The sequence below is a fragment of the Streptomyces sp. PA03-3a genome (assembly GCF_033792735.1).
GTDB lineage: Bacteria > Actinomycetota > Actinomycetes > Streptomycetales > Streptomycetaceae > Actinacidiphila.
In genome coordinates this window covers 94,636-111,319 of sequence record NZ_JARAVM010000030.1, presented here as the reverse complement: position 1 = coordinate 111,319, position 16,684 = coordinate 94,636, and the positions used below count along the sequence as shown (strand labels likewise).

Here is a 16,684-nt window from a genome sequence, read left to right as displayed (position 1 = left end):
GCCACGACGCGGCCCGCTCGGGCCAGTCCACGAGGGCCGCGACGGTGCCGCCCGACGCGCGCCACGCCTCGGCGAAGTCCTCGGCGGCGGCCCGGGAGGCGGCGTCCCGGCTGTGGCCCAGGGCGACGGCGCGCACGCGGGGGCGGGCGTCGCCCAGCAGGCCCAGCAGCGCGGCGAGTTCGGCCCCGGTGTGCGGCGCCGGTCCCGGTAGGCCGTCGAGCACGGCCAGGCCCTCGGGCGGGACCAGCGGCGAGGCCGGTGCCGCCGCGGGTGCGTGGAGGTGGGTCATGGCGTTCCGCTCCGTCGGTGTCGCCTTCCATTGTCGGTACCGCTGGGGCAGGCAGCGGGCGCAGGGCCGGTAGCCCGCGGCGACGGCCGTCGCCTCGTCCGCGAAGAACACCCGCTCCCGCACGTACCCGCCGCGCGCTATGGCCCGCAGAGCGGCCGGGCAGTCGAGGCGGCCGTACAGCCGGCCGCGCCGGTGCCCGCCCAGCGTCCCAGGGGCCGCGCTGCGGTAGGACAGCCCGTCCGGGCCGGTCAGCACGTACGTCGTCACGAGGCGTCGTGGAAGACCAGGCCGAGGGTGTGGCGCCGGCCGGCGCGCACGGTGCTCACCCCGTGCCGCATCGGGCCGGCCGACCAGCCGCGGGCGGAGCGCACCGGCCGGTCGCGGGTGGTGAAGACCAGCGCGTGGCCCTGGGGCAGGGTGGCGGACGAGCCCCGGGTCTGCGCCCTCGGCCGCTGCTCCGTCATCAGGAACTCGCCGCCGGTGTAGTCCTCGCCGGGGACGTCGAGCCCGATGACCACCTGGAGCGGGAAGACGAGGTCCCCGTACAGGTCGCGGTGGAGCGCGTTCCAGTCGCCCGCGCCGTAGCGCAGCAGGATCGGCGTCGGGCGGGTCTGGCCGGCGGCGTGGCACGTCGCCAGCCACTCGTCGAGGCTGTCGGGCCAGGGCGCGGGCTGCCGCAGGCGGGCGGCCCAGTCGCGGGCGACCGGCAGCAGCCGCGGGTAGAACGCCGCCCGCAGGGCCCGCACGGGCTCGGGGACGGGGTACGCGAAGTAGCGGTACTGCCCCGAGCCGAAGCGGTGCCGTGCCATGTCGACGGTCGAGCGGAACCGCCCGGGCTCGTCGTAGAGCGCGGCGACCGCGCGGCACTCGGCGGGGGAGAGGACCGGACGGGCGGTCAGGGCGCTCCCGTGGGCGTCGAGTCCGGCGGCCAGCGCCGGCCAGTCCTCGGTGTCGACCCGCTCGCTCAGGGGCGTCGTGGTCGGTGCGGCGGTGGTGGTCACGGCCGTCGTCCTCATGCCGCCCCGCTCCCGGCCTCGAGGTCCAGCAGCAGGCGCTTGCGCTCCACGCCGCCCGCGTAGCCGGTGATCGCGCCCTTGGCGCCGACCACGCGGTGGCAGGGACGGACGACCAGCAGCGGGTTGCGGCCGATCGCGGTGCCGACCGCGCGCGACGAGGTCCGCGGAATGCCCATCGCCTCGGCGACGTCCGCGTAGGTGAGCGTCGTGCCGTAGCCGATGCTCTCCAGCGTCTTCCACACCTGCTGCTGAAAGGCGGTTCCCGCGCTGGTGAACTCGATGTCGAAGTGCGTCAGTTCGCCGGCGAAGTACGCCCGGAGCTGGCGGGTGATCTCGGTGAACGCGGCGTGGTCGGCACGCGCGCCGTCCGCCAGGTCCGCCGTGACGACGCCGCCCTTCTGGTCCGGCACCGACAGCGAGGTGAGCGCGGTGCCGCCCTTCGCGGTCGGTGACTCCTCGCCGACCAGCAGCAGTTCGCCCAGCGGGCAGTCGAACGTCGTGTAGACCGTCATCGGTCCTTCCCTTTCCTCACGCTTTCAGTGACATCTGTGATTCTGCGGCGGTTCCTCACCGATGTCCGGCGGGATTCGGACGTCGCGTTCCCGCGGTCTTCGGGTCAACCGGCGCTCCACAGCAGGTGCATCGCGTAGGTGCGCCAAGGCCGCCAGCTCTCGGCGTCCTCCAGCGGGACACCGGCACGCGCGGCGCCCGCGCGCACCGCGACATCGCCCTCCAGCAGCACATCGGGATCTCCCAGGGCGCGCATCCGGATGTAGCCGGCCGTCCACGGCCCGATGCCGCGCAGCGCGAGCAGGTCCTTCTCCGCGCCGTCCCGGTCCGCGCCCGGATCGAGGGCGACCTCGCCGACGGCGAGGGCGCGGGCCAGGCCGCGCAGCGTCTCCCGCCGGGCCTGCGGCATGCCGACGGCTTCCAGCGACGCCCCGGCGAGCGTGTCCGCGTCGGGGAACAGATGCGTCAGACCGTCGCTCGGCGCCGACAGCGGCTCGCCGTGGGCGGCGACCAGCGCCGCGCCGAGCCGGCGCCCGGCCGCCACGGACACCTGCTGGCCCAGCACCGCCCGCACGGCGAGCTCGTGCGGGTCCGCCGCCCCGGGCGCCCGCAGTCCGGGGATCGCGCGGGCCAACGCCCCCATCGCCGGGTCCGCGGACAGCCGTTCGGCGACCGCGTACGGATCGGCGTCCAGGTCGAACAGGCGCCGCACGCGCTGTGTCCCGGTGGTCAGGTCGCGCAGCGCGGTCAGGTGCAGCCGGCACTCGAGCCAGTCGCCGCCTCTGCCGGGCGCGGCCTCCTCGACCTCGGCGACCGCGGGCCCGTGCGGCAGCCGCAGCGTCCGCCGGTAGACCCGCCGGCCTCGGGTCCCCGTCACCTCCTCGGCACCGGGGATCGCGCGGGCCGCCAGGTAGTCGAAGACCCGCCCGGTGTCGTACGGCCCCCGGTACGACAGCCGCAGCGGCACGCCGGCGGCGGTACCGGCGGCCGTGTGCCGGGCGGGGCGTGCCTGCCGCAGCCCGGTCGGCGTGAGCGCGTACACCTCGCGGACCGTGTCGTTGAACTGCCGTACGCTCGCGAAACCGGCGGCGAAGGCGATCTCCGCGGCCTGCATGTCCGTGGTCTGCAGCAGGATCCGGGCGGTGTGGGCCCGCTGCGCGCGGGCGAGGGCGATGGGGCCCGCCCCCACTTCCGCGTTGAGCTGCCGCTGCACCTGCCGCGCGCTGTACCCGAGCCGTCCGGCCAGCCCCGCGACGCCCTCCCGGTCCACTACTCCGTCGGCGATCAGCCGCATCGCGCGGCCCACCACGTCCGCCCGCGCGTTCCACGCCGCCGAGCCCGGCACCGCGTCCGGGCGGCATCTGCGGCAGGCGCGGAAACCCGATCCCTGGGCGGCCGCCGCCGTGCGGAAGAACCGGACGTTGCGCCGTTTGGGCGTGACCGCCGGGCAACTGGGGCGGCAGTAGATTCCCGTCGTCGCCACCGCGAAGAAGAACTCGCCGTCGAAGCGGGCGTCGCGGCTGCACACCGCCTCGTACCTGCTGTCCTCGTCGGTCGTGTCGCTCGTCACCCCTCCACTGTGCGGCATCGCGGGGGCGGGTCGCTGGCGGGATTCGGACGTCGCGTTCCCGGGGCGGGCCGGCTCGCCGCCCGAGCCGTCGTGGCCTGGACCTGGAGGGGACGCCCGGCCCGGACGACGAGACCGTCCGGGCCGGGCGGAGCCGCCGGTCGCGGTCGCCGTGAGCGGCGCGTGCCGGTGGCCCGCCGGTCGCGGCGGCTGCCGTGCGACCGTGCGGGGCCGGGCTCCCTCGGTGATCCTGGGGAGGTGACAGCCGCCGGCTCCTCCCCGCGAGACCTCACCGGCCGGGAGGCCCCCGGCACGGGCCGCGCCAATTACACCGGCGCCGTCTACGGATCGCTGCTCGCCGCCTCGGTGGTGGCCGGTGCCGGTTCGGCGGGCCCGTACCCGCGCCTGGAACTGGTGCTGCTGCTGATCTGCACCGGCCTGGTGTTCTGGGCCGCCCACGTCTACGCGGGCTTCGTCGGCGACCGCCTGCGCGCCCAGGAGGTCACGTGGCGCGAGATCCGCCAGGTGTGCGTTCGGGAGTGGCCGATCGTTCAGGCCGCGCTGTTGCCGGCGGCATCGGTCGCGGTGAGTCCGCTGCTGGGGCTCGGGCCGGAGGGCGCGGCATGGCTGGCGGTCTCCATCGCCGTCGCCCAGCAGGTCGGGTGGGCCAGTGCCGCCGTCATCCGGGTGGGCGCGTCCCGGTGGGCGGTGGTGTCGGTGGGGATCGTGAACATGGCGCTGGGTCTGGTCATCGTGGCGGCGAAGGTCGCGCTCCAGCACTGAGCGGTGACACTCCGGGTGCCTGTCCCCGGCCGCTTATGTAGCGTTTTGTCACTGTTTCCTGTGGGGTCGGTGTGCCCCGAGGCGGTGAACGCGCATGACTCGCCACCAGCAGACCGGCGCCCGCAAGCCCACCGAGCTCCCCCAGGATTCCTGGCGGGTGGTGCTCCGGCGCACGGTGAAGGAGTTCTGGGCGGACCACCTGACCGACTGGGCCGCGGCGCTGACCTACTACGCCGTGCTGTCGGTCTTCCCCGCCCTCCTCGTCATGGTGTCCGTCGTCGGCCTGCTGGATGGCCCCAGCGTCAAACCCCTGATCGTGAACGCGGGCGAACTCGCGCCCGGACCGGTCCGCGACATGCTGACCGGCGTTCTCGGGCAGCTGCAGCACGGCGTCGGCCGAGGGGGTCTCGCCCTCGCGATCGGCATCGTGGTGGCCGTGTGGTCGTCCTCCGGCTACGTGGCGACTTTCATGCGGGCCGCCAACGCCCTCTACGACATCGACGAGGGCCGGCCCTTCTGGAAGACCCTGGCCGGCAGGTTCGTCATCCCCGTGGTGCTGCTGGCGGTCACGGCGCTCATCGCGATCGGCGTGGTCTTCACCGGTGCCCTCGCTCGCAGGGCGGGCCAGGTGCTGGGGGTCGGCGACGGCGCGCTCGGTGTGTGGGGCATCGTCAAATGGCCCGTGATGCTGGCGCTGTTCGGCTTCGTCCTCGCGCTGCTGTACTGGGCGGCGCCCAACGTCCGGCACGGCGGCTTCCGCTGGGTGAGCCCGGGCAGCGCCCTGGCCGTGGTCATCTGGGCCGCAGCCTCCGCGGTGTTCAGCCTCTACGTCTCCAACTTCGCCAACTACAACAGGCTCTACGGCAGTCTGGCGGCGATCATCGTCTTCCTCGTCTGGCTGTGGATCTCGAACATCGCCGTCCTCCTCGGCCTGGAGTTCAACGCCGAACTCGAACGGGCCCGGGCACGGCCGGACGGCGGCCCCGACGACGGCCCGGACGACAGGGTGCCCAAGGCCGAACTCCAGGACACCGAGCGCCTCAGCGCCGACGACGGGTGACGTCGGGACGGCGTCGCGTCCTCGCGCCGTCAGGCCGCTGCGCACGCGCCGCGCGCTCATGGCCGGGAGCCGACTCCGGTCGCCACCTCGTGGAGCCGGCTGCCGGCCCCGCCCGGCGCCAAAGGCGCGGTCGAGGTGTCGCCCGCGCCCTCGCGCAGACCCTCGAGGAACTCCTCGATCGCCCGGGTGGCGGTGTGGTGGGGCTCCCAGCCCAGTTCGCGGCGGGCCCGCGAGGTGTCCATCAGCGGCAGCCTGACCACGGCGTCGAACAGGCCGGGCGACGACGGCACCAGGTGCAGCCGCCACGCCCCGGCCAGCGCCGCCCGCACCGCGCTCCGCGGCATACGGACGACCTGCGCCCCGAGCAGCGCGGCGAGTTCCTCCGCGTCCAGCGGCGGATCGGCCGCCAGGTTGAAGGCGCCGTGCACCGGACGGTGCAGGGCCAGCCGGTAGGCCTCGGCCGCGTCGTCGGAGTGGAGCGCCTGGAAGCGCAGCCCGCGCATGTCCGGGACGACCGGCACCAGCCGGGGGCGTACGAGCCGGTTCGGCAGGAACGGCCCCGCGAACAAGCGGCGCTGCTGGGCGGCGGACTCCCGTTTGAAGACGAACCCCGGCCGCATGCGCACCACGCGGATCTGCGGGTGATCCCGCTCGAAGGTGTCGAGGCAGCGCTCGACGTACGCCTTCTCCCGGCAGTAGGCGGCTCCCGGCCAGCCGTGCGTGGGCCACGACTCGTCGACCGGGTACCGCTTGGGGCCGGGGGAGTACGCCGCCACCGACGAGGCGTGGATCAGGGCCGGAACGCCGGCCGCGGCGGCCGCCTCGAAGACGCGGATGCCGCCCAGGACGTTGGTGCGCCACGTGATCGAAGGGTCGTGGGTGGGCTGCAGCAGCCAGGCCAGATGCACGACGGCGTGCGCGCCGCGCAGGTGCTCCACCAGGCGCGTGCGGTCGTCGCCGATGTCGGCGTGCACCCATGTGGTGCGGGCGGGGCGCCAGTCCTGGGGGATCCTGCGGGCGATGCCGACGATTTCGGCCACCGCCGGGTCGTCGATGAGGGCCCGCACCAGGCTCGTCCCGACGTTTCCGGTCGCCCCTATGACGACGACGCGCAGGCCGCCGCCACCGGGCGCGAAGTCGTTCGTCACGATCCTCGCCTCCCTCGGCCACCGGGAGCGCCCGGGCACCGCCTGTGCCGGGCGGGTCGCCCGGCGCCCCGGCGGCCTCGTCCGATGTCTGTCCCGGTCTCCGGGGCGGCTACCCGGCGAGGGACGTTTCAGACCTCGGCCGCGGGGTGTCGGCCGACCGCCTCAGCCGACGGCCTTCGCCATCCGGCGCACCGCCTCCGTGAGCACCTCGGGCGTCGTCGCGAGGTTCAGCCGTGCGTGGCCGTCGCCGCCCGTGCCGAAGTCGGATCCCGTGCTGAGGGCGACTCTCCCGCGGGCGAGGAAGGCGGCGGCCGGGTCGTCGCCGAGGCCCAGCTTCCGGCAGTCCAGCCAGGCCAGGTAGGTGCCCGGGGCCGGCTGGTAGGCGATCGCAGGCAGCTGCTCGGCCAGCAGCGCGGCGAGCAGCCGGCGGTTCTCGGCGAGGTCGTCCAGCACGGCGTCCAGCCACCGTCCGCCCTCGCGCAGCGCCGCCGTGTGCGCGATGACGCCCAGATGGCTCGGTCCGTGGCCGACCTCCTCCGGCATACGCGCCAGGTCGCCCGCCGCGGCGGGCCCGGCCAGGGCGAGCGCCGCCTTCAGCCCGGCCAGGTTCCACGCCTTCGACGCGGACATCAGCGACAGGCCGCTCTCGCCTCCGGGCACGCTCAGATACGGCACGAACGCCGCCTCGGCGGTCACCAGCGGCGCGTGGATCTCGTCCACCACGACCCGCACCCCGAACGTTTCGGCCAGCGCCGCCACCGCGGACAGCTCCTCGGCGGTGTGCACCGTGCCGGTCGGGTTGTGCGGGCTGCACAGCAGGTAGGCGGCCCGGCCGCCGCCGGCCGTGGACCGGGCGAAGGCCTCCTCCAGCACCGCGAGGTCCAGCCGCAGGCCGGGGCCGAGCCGGGCCTCCACCACCCGGCGGTCCATATGCGTCACGAACTGGTAGAACGGCGGGTACACAGGGCAGTTGACGATCACCGGATCGCCGGGACCCGTGACCAGCCGCAGCATCTCGACGACGCCCAGCATCACGTCGGGGACGATCGAGGCGCGCTCCACGGCCACGCCGTCCCAGCCCCACCGCTCGCGGGCGAAGTCTGCCAGCGCCTCCGCGTACGCGGTGCCCGCCGGGTAGCCCGTGTCGCCGACCGCGATCGCCTCCGTGAGCGCGCGGGCCACGGGCGCGGCCAGCGGCACGTCCATCTCCGCCACCCACAGCGGCAGCACGTCCTCCGGATGGGTGCGCCACTTCATGCTCGTCCGACGCCGCAGCTGGTCGAGCGTGAGGTGCCGCAGCGGGTGGTCCTCGTTCGACGCTATGTCCATGACATCAACATAAGCGCGGACCTGCCGCCGGGGCAGGGGGGCGGCAGGGGGGCACGTGTTGCCGATCCGGCAAGAAGGCTTGCCCGGGGGATGCGCGGCACCGCATCGTCGGGGCAGGCCCGTACCCACGGCACAAAGGAGACGACATCCATGACCGACGGCACCCCCAGCGCCACCGGCGCCGAGCCCGCGGCGGAGTTCTGGGACGCCCGGTACGCCGGGAGCGACCGCGTCTGGAGCGGCAACCCCAACAACGTCCTGGTCCGCGAGGTCGAGGGCCTGAAGCCCGGCACGGCCCTCGACCTGGGCTGCGGTGAGGGCGCCGACGCGGTCTGGCTGGCCCGGCAGGGATGGCGGGTGACCGCTGTCGACATCTCCCGCGTCGCCCTGGAGCGGGCGGCCGGCCACGCGAAGGCGGAGGGCATCGCCGAGGGCCTCATCGACTGGCAGCGCCACGACCTGGGTGTGACGTTCCCCGAGGGCACCTACGACCTCGTCTCCGCGCAGTTCCTGCACTCGCCGAACGACATGCCCCGCGAGCGCATCCTGCGCGCCGCCGCGGCGGCCGTGGCGCCCGGCGGCATGCTGCTCGTCGTCGGGCACGCAGGGTTCCCGGCCTGGGAGACCGATCCGCACCCGGAGGTGCACTTCCCGACGCCGCAAGAGGTGCTCGAGAGCCTCGGGCTCCCGGAGGGGGAATGGGAGGTGGTGCTGACCGACGAGCACGAGCGCATCCAGAACGATCCCGACGGGCGGCCCACGACCCGCGTGGACAACACCCTGGAGATCCGCCGCCTGCCGCGGTGACACGACGTGCGGCGGGCCGTGGCGGCCACGGCCCGCCGGCGCGCGCGGGCGGGGGGTGATGGGGCGTCATCGACGTGCGCCCGCGCACCAAGATGCGGCCGGGCCTTCCCGAACAGGCATGGCACTGCCGCGCGTGGTGCGCTTTGCGGCGTCGTCGGAGTGCCTGATGAGAGGGGGAAGCCGAGGGCCTGGACCTCGACGATGTTGGCCACCTTCCGCGTACCGGAGTTGCCGCCCCTGTCATTGCCACCGAAGAGTGTTCTTCCCTGTCCAGTACGGTGCCGCCGCCGAACGCCCGGACAGATGCCGACGTTGTCCCACGTTCATCAACTGGTGGGTCGGCCCGGGGACTCCGGCGCCGCTCTACCGGCCAGGGTCTCCGCTTGGGCACCGACGGGGCCGGCGAGCCCGTACCGCACCTCGTAACGCATCTGATCCAGGCCCGAAGCCTGTCTCCACTGTCCCCAGCCGTCCTGGCGTGGAACTACCTTCGCCGTGAGGGGGCCTTCTTGGCTGTCGACCTCTTCGCTGCTGTCGTCTTCGCGGCGGACTTCCGTGCAGGTACCGTCCTCTTCGCCGCCCCCTTCCCGGCCGGTGCCGCGCTCTTCGTGGCGGCGGCCTTCTTCGCCGGCTGCGCCTTCTTGGCGGGGGTCCTCTTGGCGGCCGCCTTCTTGGCCGCGGTCGTGCGCGCCGGTGGCGTGGGAGCCCGCCGCTTGGCCTGGCGACGGCGCCGAGGGGCCTGCTCTTCTTCCTCTTCCTCCTCCGGCTCTTCTTCCTCTTCGCCCTCGGGTTCTTCTTCCTCTTCCTCTTCGCCCTCGGGTTCTTCTTCCTCTTCCTCAGGCTCCTCCTCGTCCTCCGGCGCGTACTGCTCTTCCGCCTCGTCCGGTTCCTCGTCCTCGCGCTTCTCCTTCTTGCCGCCGATGCGGGCCGTACGGTCGTGCAAGGTCCCTGCGAGATCAGTGAGCTTCCGGTCCGCGGCAGCGGCGACCGCCTTTCGGCCGGCGTCCATCAGCTCTCCCTGCACCTGCTCCTTGAGCTGGGCGACCTGAGGCAGGTCCTTGAGCTTGCGAATACCCTCGGTCACCAGCTGTTGCGGATCGAGTCCGGAGCGGCGACCGGCGAGGTAGGTAGCCATTCCGAAGGCGAGCCGCCCCTTCTTGGTACGGCCGAGGACGTAGCCGCCCGCCACCGCGGCGGCCAGAGCGAGCTTGGTCGAGTCCTTCATCACTTGTTCCCTTCGGGAGTTGGGCCCCGCGGGAGGCGCCCCGTCGCCGCGCACCTTGTGAGGTGTATATGCTGAAATAGTACGTTTCTCTGTGGGGGTGGCGCCGCGCCAGAGCCGGAGAAGTGGATGGCCCCAAGCGACAAGAGCGACCCCCGAAGGGCCCGGCGCTCCACCAGGAGCGAAGGCGCAGCACGGCGTGAGAGCGCCGAGCGGCCTCGGCGGCCCCGCAAACGTTCGGCGGCCTGGGCCATGCGATCCGCTTCCGAGCAACTCTCCGAACTCCTCGGTCGCAGGCCGGAATCCGTATCCGCGGTGAAACCGACCGAGGGCGGCTGGGAGGCGGACGTCGAGGTGCTGGAACTGGAGCGCGTGCCCCAGACGACCAGTGTGATGGCCACCTACCACGTGACGTTGGACGAGGAAGGAGACCTCGTGGCGTACGAGCGGACCCGCCGCTACACGCGGGGCCAGATCGACCGACGCTCCTGATCCGACGCAAGGCGCTGAAGGGAGGCCCCATGACCGTGGTGCCGCAGAGCGGGAGTGGTATGTCGAGGGGCGGTGGGGGCAGCCTCTACGACGTCCTGGAACTGATCCTGGACCGGGGGCTCGTCATCGACGTCTTCGTCCGCGTGTCGCTGGTGGGCATCGAGATCCTCAAGATCGATGCCCGCATCGTGGTGGCGAGCGTCGACACGTACCTCCGTTTCGCCGAAGCCTGCAACCGGCTTGACCTGGAGTCCGGGCGCAAGCAGCCGACCCAGCTCACCGATCTCGTGGGTGAGATCACCGAGGGCGGGGCCAAGGGCAAGTCGAAGGGCGCCCTGTCGGGCGCCGTCGAGGCCGTCACCGACACCCTGAAGGGCGGGAGCGACGAGGACGAGGAAGAGGACGAGTACGAGGAGGAGCCGGAAGAGGAAGAAGCGGAGTACGAGGAGGAGCCCCGGCAACCGCGGCGCAGGAGCACCGGGCGGGCTTCCCGGCGGGAGAGTGAATGAGCATGGCCGTCTACGTCTACTCCATCACCGCGAAGGACCACCCGTTGCGCCTGGACGGCCTCACGGCCGTGGGTGGATCGGGCCAGGAGTTGCGCACGGTGACGAGCGCCGAACTCTCCGCGGTCGTGAGCGAGGCTCCCGGGGATCTGCGTCCCCGGCGCAGGGACGTACTCGCCCATCAGGAGGTGCAGGAACGGCTGATGGCCGACGGCGCCGTGCTGCCGCTGCGCTTCGGCTTCACGGCACCCGACGATGAGGCCGTGAAGGCCGTGCTGGAGGACCGGGCGGCGGAGTACCGGGAGCAGTTGAAGAACCTGCAGGGCTGCGCCGAGTACCACCTGAAGGTCGCGTGGGACGAGGACTCCCTGCTGCGCCGGATCCTGGAGGAGAACGACGAAATACGCGGGCTGAACGAGGAGATACGCGGCGGAGCCGCCTCCCCCGACATGCCGCTGATGCTGGGCGAGTTGATCGCCAACGAGGTGCAGACGCGCCAGCAGGCACTCGGGGCGGGCATCGTCGAGGCGCTGCGACCCTTCGCCCGGGACGACGTGGCCACCGCGTCGGCCGGACAGGACTTCCTGAGCGTCTCCTTCCTGGTGGACGACAGCAAGGAGGAGATGTTCCTGGCCACCCAGCTGAGCCTTGCCAACCAGGTGGGCGAGGAGTGCGACTTCCGGCTGCTCGGACCGCTGCCCCCGTACAGCTTCGTGTGAGAGGGAGTGACCCCATGGGGCTGTTCACCCAGATCGTCACCCTCCCCCTGGCACCGGTGCGCGGGGTGGGCTGGGTCGTAGAACGCGTGCTGGAGGCCGCCGAGCAGGAGTACTACGACCCCGAGCCCGTCGAGCGCGAACTCGCCGCCCTGGAGAAGGAACTCCTCGCCGGACGGATCGACGAGGAGACCTTCGAGGCCCGCGAGGAGGAACTGCTCGACCGCCTCGACGAGATCGCGGCGTTCCGGCGCGGCGAGCCCGCGCCCTGAGACGAGGTGACGCTGTGACGGATTCCCCGGCCGGCCGGCTCGGTTCGTACCCCACGAGGGCCGCTCCCCAGCAGTCCCCCTACGGGCAGGGTTCGTCGGCCAATCTGGCGGACATCCTGGAGCGCGTCCTGGACAAGGGCATCGTCATCGCGGGCGACATCCAGATCAACCTGCTCGACATCGAACTGCTCACCATCAAGCTGCGGCTCCTGGTGGCCTCCGTCGACAAGGCCAAGGAGATGGGCATCGACTGGTGGGAGCACGACCCCTCCCTGTCCTCGCGCGCCCACGGGGAGAGTTCGCTCGCGGAGGAGAACCGGCGGCTGCGCGAGGAGATCGAGGCGCTGAAGGAGAGGCGGGAGCTGACGGACACGCCACGCGGCAGCGTGGCCTCCCGCCACCGCACCCGGTCCTCCTCGGCGACGCCCCGCCGCCGCGGCGGCGGAACCGGGACGGGCGACGATGGATGACCGGGTCAGCTACGCGTACGCCGTACTGCGCGGCGACGGCGTGCCGGACGGCGCCCTGGAGGCGCTGACGGGCGTCGCCCGGGCCCCCGTACGGCTCGTGACGTCCGGTCCGCTGGCCGCCGCCGTCAGCCCGGTGCCCGCCGCGGACTTCGACGAGGACGCCCTCCGCCGGCACCTGGAGGACCTGGACTGGCTGGAGGCCGTCGCGCGCGCCCACCACACCGTCATCGAGGCGCTTTCGGCGCACACCACCGTGCTGCCGCTGCGGCTGGCCACGGTCTATCTGGACGACGAACGCGTGCGCCAGGTGCTGCGGGAGGACGACGCGGCGTTCACGGAGGTCCTGGAGCGGCTCGCCGGGCACCTCGAATGGGGCGTCAAGATCTATGTGGACGCCCCGGCGACGGCCGCCGAACCCACCGGCGCCGCCGAGGGCCTCAGCCCCGGCCGGGCCTACCTGCGTGCCCGCAGTGCCCAGCGGCACACCCGCGACCAGGCCTACCGCGCGGCGGAGGAGGCCGCCGCACGCGTCGAGGCGATCGGCCGCGAACTGGCCGCCGCCCACGCCCGGCACCGCGCACAGCAGGGCCGACTCGCCGACGGCACGGGGGAGAACGTCCTCAACGACGCCTTCCTCGTCGCGCACGGACAGGCCGAGGCGTTCCGCAGCCGCGCCCAGGCCGCCGGCGAGGGACTGCCCGGGGTGCGCGTCGACGTCACCGGCCCGTGGGCCCCGTACTCCTTCGCCGCACTCCCCGGCCGCGCCCGGTCCGAGGAGGACCCGGCGGACGCGGCGCCATGACCGCGGCCGACCGGGCCCCCGAACCCCTGGCCGAACGTCAGGTGGCCCTCGTCGACCTGCTCGACCGCCTCCTCAGCGGCGGAGTCGTCCTCACCGGCGACGTGGTGCTCTCCATCGCCGACATCGACCTCGTCCGGATCTCCTTGCGCGCGCTGATCGTCTCCGTCAGCGAGAGCAATCCCGCGCCCTGGGGCCCGGGGCCGGGCCCATGACGCCCCCGGCCTCCTCCCCGGGCGGCGACCACCCCCCGGACCGCCTCGGCGAGGTCGCCGACGCCGCCGCCCGCGCCTTCCGGCTTCTTCCCGCCGTCCCCCGCGACACCGCGTCCCCCCGCCCCGCGCGCCGGATCAGCACCGACCCCGACACGGTCGAACGCGATCTGATGAGGCTCGTCCTGACCCTCGTCGAACTCCTCCGCCAGCTCATGGAGCGGCAGGCCCTCCACCGTGTCGACGCGGGCGACCTCACCGAAGAGGAGGAGGAACGCCTCGGCGCCACCCTGATGATCCTCCACGACCGCATGGCGGGACTGTGCGCCGAGCACGGCCTGTCCATGTCCGACCTGAACCTCGACCTCGGCCCCCTGGGCACGCTGCTCCCGCCCGAGTGACCGCGCGGGGAAGGCCTCAGGGCGTGGGGATGCCGCCCGGGCGCGAGGGACGGCCGAAGCGGACCGGGACGCCGGGGGAGTACAGGACGCTGACCGGCGGGCCCACGGGGGCGGGGAGGCCGGCGGCCGTGATCAGGTTCTCGTCGCAGTCGAGGAGCTCGGCGCGGTGAAGGGGCCAGCGGGGGTGCGAGTTCGGAAGGTAGACCTGCCGCTCGAAGAACGTGTTGTGCAGGCCCCAGCGCGCGGTGAGGAAGTGGTCGAGCTCGCTGGGTTCCGCGACGGGTTCGCCCACGCGCACCGCTATCCGGGAGTGCGCCCCGCGGGGGCCCGGCCATCTGCGGGTGCTGGTGTACGTGAGCGTGTCGCCGTGGTGGCGGATCGCCATCCGCGACCACAGGTACGGCAGACGGAACGCGGCGCGCGCCACCGCCACGGGTATCAGCCGGGACGCGTCGAGCGAGCGGAAGACGACCCCGCGCCGCCCGTGGGCGTCCACGGAGTACAGCCGGACGTTCGTCTCGGGGAAGGTGCCCAGGTAGGGAACGCCGGGGAGACGGAACCAGCCCACGCGGTGCATGCGGAAGGCGACGAGGCCGACGTAGGTGACGCCGTCGAGGGTGTCGGGGACGGTACCGGCCGGCAGGTGCGGAGCGATGTCGGCGGGGTCGGCCGCCCAGTGGAGGAACGCCAGGTCGAGCCACGACTGGGTGAGCAGCGGGACGGCGGCGACGTCGGGCGGCTCCGCGGTGATCGGTTGCGGTGGGGTCTGCGGGGGCGGCACCCGACCAGGATCGCAGACGGGCGAGGGGCACCGGAGCAGGGTCGCGCCGGGTGGCGCGCGGGACGCGGAACCCCACGCTGCGGGAGCGGGTTCACCCGACGTCGTGCCGTACGCGACGCCGCGCGGGGTCGTCGCGCGGGTGCGTTCCGGGGTGCCCCCGAGGGTGCGTCGAGCGGCGCCTCGGGCCGCCGGACGACTCCTGTGACACGTGGGGTTCAGGAGGTCACAGCGGGGTACACCATGGGGGCGGGTGCCGGGGCCCCGCATCCGTTGGGGACGGACAGGGGGCCCTTCCCCCTACCGGTGACGCTGCGGAGCAGCCCTTCGGCGTGGGGAGTGATGGAGATGACGCACTGGTTCGCCACCTCGTCACCTGCCGTCCGTACCGACGTGTACGTGTGCGAGCTGGAGCACCGCGCCGTCGCCGTCGCCGTCGCGCGACGCACCGCGCGCACGGTGCTGACCGGCTGGTCGGTGCCGGAGGAGGCCGTCCACGACGCCGTCCTGGTCGTGTCGGAACTGGTAACCAACGCCGTGGAGCACGCGCTGCCGCCGGTCGCCCTGCGCCTGCGTCTGCGGCGCGGAGAGGTGGACGGCGCGGCGATCATCCGCGTCGAGGTCACGGACGGCGGGCCCGCGCCGCGGCACGGCGCCTGGGCCGCCAGCTGCGGACCGGGCGAGCACGGCCGAGGCGCCGCCATCGTCGACGGCCTCGGCGTCGGTTCCGGCATCGGCGCCCGCAGCCGCGGCGGCGCCCGCTGGGCTGAGCTGCTGACCGCCTGACCCGGGGCCCGACCGGCCACCCGACAGCGCGCCCGCCCTGGGCAGAGACCCGCGTCGGCCTGCCGCCCGCGCCCCAGGGGTCCCGGCGGGCTGATGTGCTTACGCGAATTTTGTCCGGAAGAAAACGAAATACCCTTGTGTTGAGATCGCCCAGAGGGAGGGCTGTCGTGGTCGCACCCGGCCCGGGTGCGGGAAGGGAGGCAACCGCATGGAGTTCGGGTCCCGTCTCTCGGCGATGCAGGATCCCGTCAGATCGGGGTGCAGGGTCTTTCTCGCCGCGATGATCGCGATCATCGCGGCCGTGCCGATCGCCGACCACTTCCTGCCGAAGGACATCCACCTCGCCCACGTGCTCGTCATCCCCGTCGCGCTCGCGTCCGCCTTCGTCGGAGCCGTGCGCGGCGCCCTGACGGGACTCGCGGCCGTACTCGCGCTCGTCGCGGCCGGCGCCGAACGGCACACCCTGTCCTCGGAGAACGTCCTCGTCCAACTCGGCTCTCTGGTGCTACTCTCCGTCCTGCTCGTCCTCATCAGCGCCCTGCGCGAGCGCCGCAGACACGAACTCCAGGAGTTGCGCGAGGTGTCGCGGGCGACCCAGGGCGTGCTGCTGCGACCGCTGCCCACGCACGCCGGGCCGGTGACCATCGCCACGGCCTACCGAAGCGCCGGAGACGGCGACCGCATCGGCGGCGACCTGTACGCCGTCGCGCGCACCGACCGGGCCACCCGCCTGCTCATCGGCGACGTACGCGGCAAGGGCCTCGGTTCCATCGGCGACACCGGGACCGTCCTCGGCGCGTTCCGTGCCGCCGCGCACCGGCAGGCCCCGCTCGCGGAGCTGATGGAGTCGCTGGAGGCGGGCGTCCGCTGGGAACTCTCCGAGTCAGGGGACGGAACGGGCGAGTCCGACACCGGGGAGCGCTTCGTCACCGCGGCCGTCGTCGAGATCCCCGACGACGAGCCGTACGTCCGCGTGGTCAGCTGCGGGCACCTGCCGCCGATCCTCCTCCACGACGGCACCGTCACCACCCTCGACGTACCCGAACCGGCGCCCCCGCTGGGGCTCGGGGGTCTGACCGGCAGCAGCTACGCCCCCACCGCCTTCCCCTTCGCCCCCGGCGACCGGCTGCTGCTCTACACCGACGGCGTGACCGAGGCCCGGAACGACGCCGGGGAGTTCTACCCGCTCATGAGCCGGGTCGCGGAATGGGCCGACCGGCGCCCCGACCAGCTCGTGCGCAAGATGACCGACGACCTGCTCGCCCACGTGGCCGCCCCGCTGCAGGACGACATGGCCGTGGTCGCGATCATGCGCGACGCCCTGGGGGGACCGCCAGCGCAGGCACGGGCCCACGCCGGAGCCGACACGGCCGCGGAGGCCGACGGGCCGGGCGTCCGGCCTGCCGGCCGCGGGCTGTGACGCCGACCGCCGCGACGCCGTCGCCCCGGACCTGACGCTGTGCGGACGGTGGGAACGCCGCGGTACCCGCCCCATCCGCCGGTCTCCACGCCCCCATGCCG

The 16,684-nt window shown here is 73.5% G+C and carries 21 protein-coding genes; 13 read left to right on the top strand and 8 right to left on the bottom strand.

Annotated features, from left to right (window positions below; translation table 11 throughout):
- From PV342_RS30770 to PV342_RS30755, 4 genes are all read right to left on the bottom strand, one after another.
- A partial coding sequence (locus PV342_RS30770; RefSeq protein ID WP_500319527.1) for an Ada metal-binding domain-containing protein occupies nucleotides 1-556 on the bottom strand: 556 nt, incomplete at its 3' end.
- Nucleotides 553-1,305, bottom strand: a complete 753-nt coding sequence (locus PV342_RS30765) for a 2OG-Fe(II) oxygenase (protein WP_400803619.1) — start codon at nucleotides 1,303-1,305, stop codon at nucleotides 553-555. The genes PV342_RS30770 and PV342_RS30765, both read right to left, overlap by 4 nt.
- Complete coding sequence (locus PV342_RS30760; protein WP_400803621.1) at nucleotides 1,302-1,817, bottom strand: methylated-DNA--[protein]-cysteine S-methyltransferase; 516 nt, start codon at nucleotides 1,815-1,817, stop codon at nucleotides 1,302-1,304. The genes PV342_RS30765 and PV342_RS30760 overlap by 4 nt, the downstream gene beginning before the upstream one ends.
- 104 nt (nucleotides 1,818-1,921) lie before the next feature.
- Nucleotides 1,922-3,403 (bottom strand): AlkA N-terminal domain-containing protein, encoded by a 1,482-nt coding sequence (locus tag PV342_RS30755; RefSeq protein ID WP_400803623.1) that lies wholly within the window; start codon nucleotides 3,401-3,403, stop codon nucleotides 1,922-1,924.
- A gap of 237 nt (nucleotides 3,404-3,640) precedes the next feature.
- Here PV342_RS30755 and PV342_RS30750 point away from each other — a divergent pair, with 237 nt between their 5' ends.
- Together PV342_RS30750 and PV342_RS30745 are read left to right on the top strand one after the other, a co-directional pair.
- A complete protein-coding gene (locus tag PV342_RS30750; RefSeq protein ID WP_361005447.1) occupies nucleotides 3,641-4,165 on the top strand; it encodes a hypothetical protein in 525 nt (174 codons plus the stop codon).
- 94 nt (nucleotides 4,166-4,259) lie between these two features.
- On the top strand, nucleotides 4,260-5,225 hold the full coding sequence (locus PV342_RS30745) for a YihY/virulence factor BrkB family protein (RefSeq protein WP_400803626.1): 966 nt from the start codon (nucleotides 4,260-4,262) through the stop codon (nucleotides 5,223-5,225).
- A 56-nt stretch (nucleotides 5,226-5,281) separates the two neighbouring features.
- On the opposite strand, the gene PV342_RS30740 is transcribed toward PV342_RS30745, so the two are convergent.
- Both PV342_RS30740 and PV342_RS30735 read right to left on the bottom strand, forming a co-directional pair.
- Nucleotides 5,282-6,376 carry an SDR family oxidoreductase gene (locus tag PV342_RS30740; protein ID WP_400803809.1) on the bottom strand — a complete coding sequence of 365 codons (1,095 nt, stop codon included), beginning with the start codon at nucleotides 6,374-6,376 and terminating at the stop codon, nucleotides 5,282-5,284.
- Between the two features lie 159 nt (nucleotides 6,377-6,535).
- Nucleotides 6,536-7,702, bottom strand: coding sequence for a MalY/PatB family protein (locus PV342_RS30735; RefSeq protein ID WP_400803629.1), 1,167 nt, complete (start codon nucleotides 7,700-7,702; stop codon nucleotides 6,536-6,538).
- 150 nt (nucleotides 7,703-7,852) lie between these two features.
- On the opposite strand from PV342_RS30735, the gene PV342_RS30730 reads away from it, so the two are divergent.
- Nucleotides 7,853-8,509 (top strand): class I SAM-dependent methyltransferase, encoded by a 657-nt coding sequence (locus tag PV342_RS30730; protein WP_400803632.1) that lies wholly within the window; start codon nucleotides 7,853-7,855, stop codon nucleotides 8,507-8,509.
- Between the two features lie 484 nt (nucleotides 8,510-8,993).
- On the opposite strand, the gene PV342_RS30725 is transcribed toward PV342_RS30730, so the two are convergent.
- Nucleotides 8,994-9,734 (bottom strand): histone protein, encoded by a 741-nt coding sequence (locus PV342_RS30725; RefSeq protein WP_400803634.1) that lies wholly within the window; start codon nucleotides 9,732-9,734, stop codon nucleotides 8,994-8,996.
- A gap of 126 nt (nucleotides 9,735-9,860) precedes the next feature.
- Between PV342_RS30725 and PV342_RS30720 the strand changes: the two genes are divergently transcribed.
- The 8 genes from PV342_RS30720 to PV342_RS30685 are packed head-to-tail and all read left to right on the top strand — an operon-like array spanning nucleotide 9,861 to nucleotide 13,599.
- Nucleotides 9,861-10,223 (top strand): gas vesicle protein GvpO, encoded by a 363-nt coding sequence (locus PV342_RS30720; protein WP_386995844.1) that lies wholly within the window; start codon nucleotides 9,861-9,863, stop codon nucleotides 10,221-10,223.
- A 29-nt stretch (nucleotides 10,224-10,252) separates the two neighbouring features.
- Nucleotides 10,253-10,732 carry a gas vesicle structural protein GvpA gene (locus PV342_RS30715; protein ID WP_386995845.1) on the top strand — a complete coding sequence of 160 codons (480 nt, stop codon included), beginning with the start codon at nucleotides 10,253-10,255 and terminating at the stop codon, nucleotides 10,730-10,732.
- A gap of 2 nt (nucleotides 10,733-10,734) precedes the next feature.
- Nucleotides 10,735-11,448: a GvpL/GvpF family gas vesicle protein gene (locus PV342_RS30710; protein ID WP_386995969.1), complete on the top strand. Its 714-nt coding sequence runs from the start codon at nucleotides 10,735-10,737 to the stop codon at nucleotides 11,446-11,448.
- 14 nt (nucleotides 11,449-11,462) lie between these two features.
- Nucleotides 11,463-11,717 (top strand): gas vesicle protein GvpG, encoded by a 255-nt coding sequence (locus tag PV342_RS30705; RefSeq protein WP_018559348.1) that lies wholly within the window; start codon nucleotides 11,463-11,465, stop codon nucleotides 11,715-11,717.
- A gap of 14 nt (nucleotides 11,718-11,731) precedes the next feature.
- Nucleotides 11,732-12,187, top strand: coding sequence for a gas vesicle protein (locus tag PV342_RS30700; protein WP_400803639.1), 456 nt, complete (start codon nucleotides 11,732-11,734; stop codon nucleotides 12,185-12,187).
- Complete coding sequence (locus PV342_RS30695; protein WP_500319521.1) at nucleotides 12,180-12,989, top strand: GvpL/GvpF family gas vesicle protein; 810 nt, start codon at nucleotides 12,180-12,182, stop codon at nucleotides 12,987-12,989. The genes PV342_RS30700 and PV342_RS30695 overlap by 8 nt, the downstream gene beginning before the upstream one ends.
- The gene (locus PV342_RS30690; RefSeq protein WP_018559351.1) at nucleotides 12,986-13,201 is read left to right on the top strand and encodes a gas vesicle protein; all 216 of its coding nucleotides are present in this window, start codon (nucleotides 12,986-12,988) and stop codon (nucleotides 13,199-13,201) included. The genes PV342_RS30695 and PV342_RS30690 overlap by 4 nt, the downstream gene beginning before the upstream one ends.
- Nucleotides 13,198-13,599, top strand: a complete 402-nt coding sequence (locus PV342_RS30685; protein WP_329189912.1) for a gas vesicle protein K — start codon at nucleotides 13,198-13,200, stop codon at nucleotides 13,597-13,599. The genes PV342_RS30690 and PV342_RS30685 overlap by 4 nt, the downstream gene beginning before the upstream one ends.
- Nucleotides 13,600-13,615: 16 nt before the next feature.
- Here the strand turns inward: PV342_RS30685 and PV342_RS30680 are convergent, their stop codons facing one another.
- Complete coding sequence (locus PV342_RS30680; RefSeq protein WP_400803647.1) at nucleotides 13,616-14,380, bottom strand: YqjF family protein; 765 nt, start codon at nucleotides 14,378-14,380, stop codon at nucleotides 13,616-13,618.
- Between the two features lie 345 nt (nucleotides 14,381-14,725).
- Here PV342_RS30680 and PV342_RS30675 point away from each other — a divergent pair, with 345 nt between their 5' ends.
- Together PV342_RS30675 and PV342_RS30670 are read left to right on the top strand one after the other, a co-directional pair.
- Nucleotides 14,726-15,163 carry an ATP-binding protein gene (locus PV342_RS30675; RefSeq protein ID WP_037731693.1) on the top strand — a complete coding sequence of 146 codons (438 nt, stop codon included), beginning with the start codon at nucleotides 14,726-14,728 and terminating at the stop codon, nucleotides 15,161-15,163.
- A gap of 280 nt (nucleotides 15,164-15,443) precedes the next feature.
- Nucleotides 15,444-16,583 carry a PP2C family protein-serine/threonine phosphatase gene (locus tag PV342_RS30670; RefSeq protein WP_400803651.1) on the top strand — a complete coding sequence of 380 codons (1,140 nt, stop codon included), beginning with the start codon at nucleotides 15,444-15,446 and terminating at the stop codon, nucleotides 16,581-16,583.
- Nucleotides 16,584-16,684 lie beyond the last annotated feature (101 nt).

Bases quoted from the DNA above. Each gene is read 5' to 3' on its own strand.
- PV342_RS30725 (WP_400803634.1), bottom strand. From the start codon at position 9,734: ATGAAGGACTCGACCAAGCTCGCTCTGGCCGCCGCGGTGGCGGGCGGC.
- PV342_RS30760 (WP_400803621.1), bottom strand. From the start codon at position 1,817: ATGACGGTCTACACGACGTTCGACTGCCCGCTGGGCGAACTGCTGCTG.
- PV342_RS30685 (WP_329189912.1), top strand. From the start codon at position 13,198: ATGACGCCCCCGGCCTCCTCCCCGGGCGGCGACCACCCCCCGGACCGC.
- PV342_RS30720 (WP_386995844.1), top strand. From the start codon at position 9,861: ATGGCCCCAAGCGACAAGAGCGACCCCCGAAGGGCCCGGCGCTCCACC.
- PV342_RS30710 (WP_386995969.1), top strand. From the start codon at position 10,735: ATGGCCGTCTACGTCTACTCCATCACCGCGAAGGACCACCCGTTGCGC.
- PV342_RS30690 (WP_018559351.1), top strand. From the start codon at position 12,986: ATGACCGCGGCCGACCGGGCCCCCGAACCCCTGGCCGAACGTCAGGTG.
- PV342_RS30705 (WP_018559348.1), top strand. From the start codon at position 11,463: ATGGGGCTGTTCACCCAGATCGTCACCCTCCCCCTGGCACCGGTGCGC.
- PV342_RS30670 (WP_400803651.1), top strand. From the start codon at position 15,444: ATGATCGCGATCATCGCGGCCGTGCCGATCGCCGACCACTTCCTGCCG.
- PV342_RS30755 (WP_400803623.1), bottom strand. From the start codon at position 3,403: ATGCCGCACAGTGGAGGGGTGACGAGCGACACGACCGACGAGGACAGC.
- PV342_RS30745 (WP_400803626.1), top strand. From the start codon at position 4,260: ATGACTCGCCACCAGCAGACCGGCGCCCGCAAGCCCACCGAGCTCCCC.
- PV342_RS30675 (WP_037731693.1), top strand. From the start codon at position 14,726: ATGACGCACTGGTTCGCCACCTCGTCACCTGCCGTCCGTACCGACGTG.
- PV342_RS30695 (WP_500319521.1), top strand. From the start codon at position 12,180: ATGGATGACCGGGTCAGCTACGCGTACGCCGTACTGCGCGGCGACGGC.
- PV342_RS30715 (WP_386995845.1), top strand. From the start codon at position 10,253: ATGACCGTGGTGCCGCAGAGCGGGAGTGGTATGTCGAGGGGCGGTGGG.
- PV342_RS30765 (WP_400803619.1), bottom strand. From the start codon at position 1,305: ATGAGGACGACGGCCGTGACCACCACCGCCGCACCGACCACGACGCCC.
- PV342_RS30730 (WP_400803632.1), top strand. From the start codon at position 7,853: ATGACCGACGGCACCCCCAGCGCCACCGGCGCCGAGCCCGCGGCGGAG.
- PV342_RS30735 (WP_400803629.1), bottom strand. From the start codon at position 7,702: ATGGACATAGCGTCGAACGAGGACCACCCGCTGCGGCACCTCACGCTC.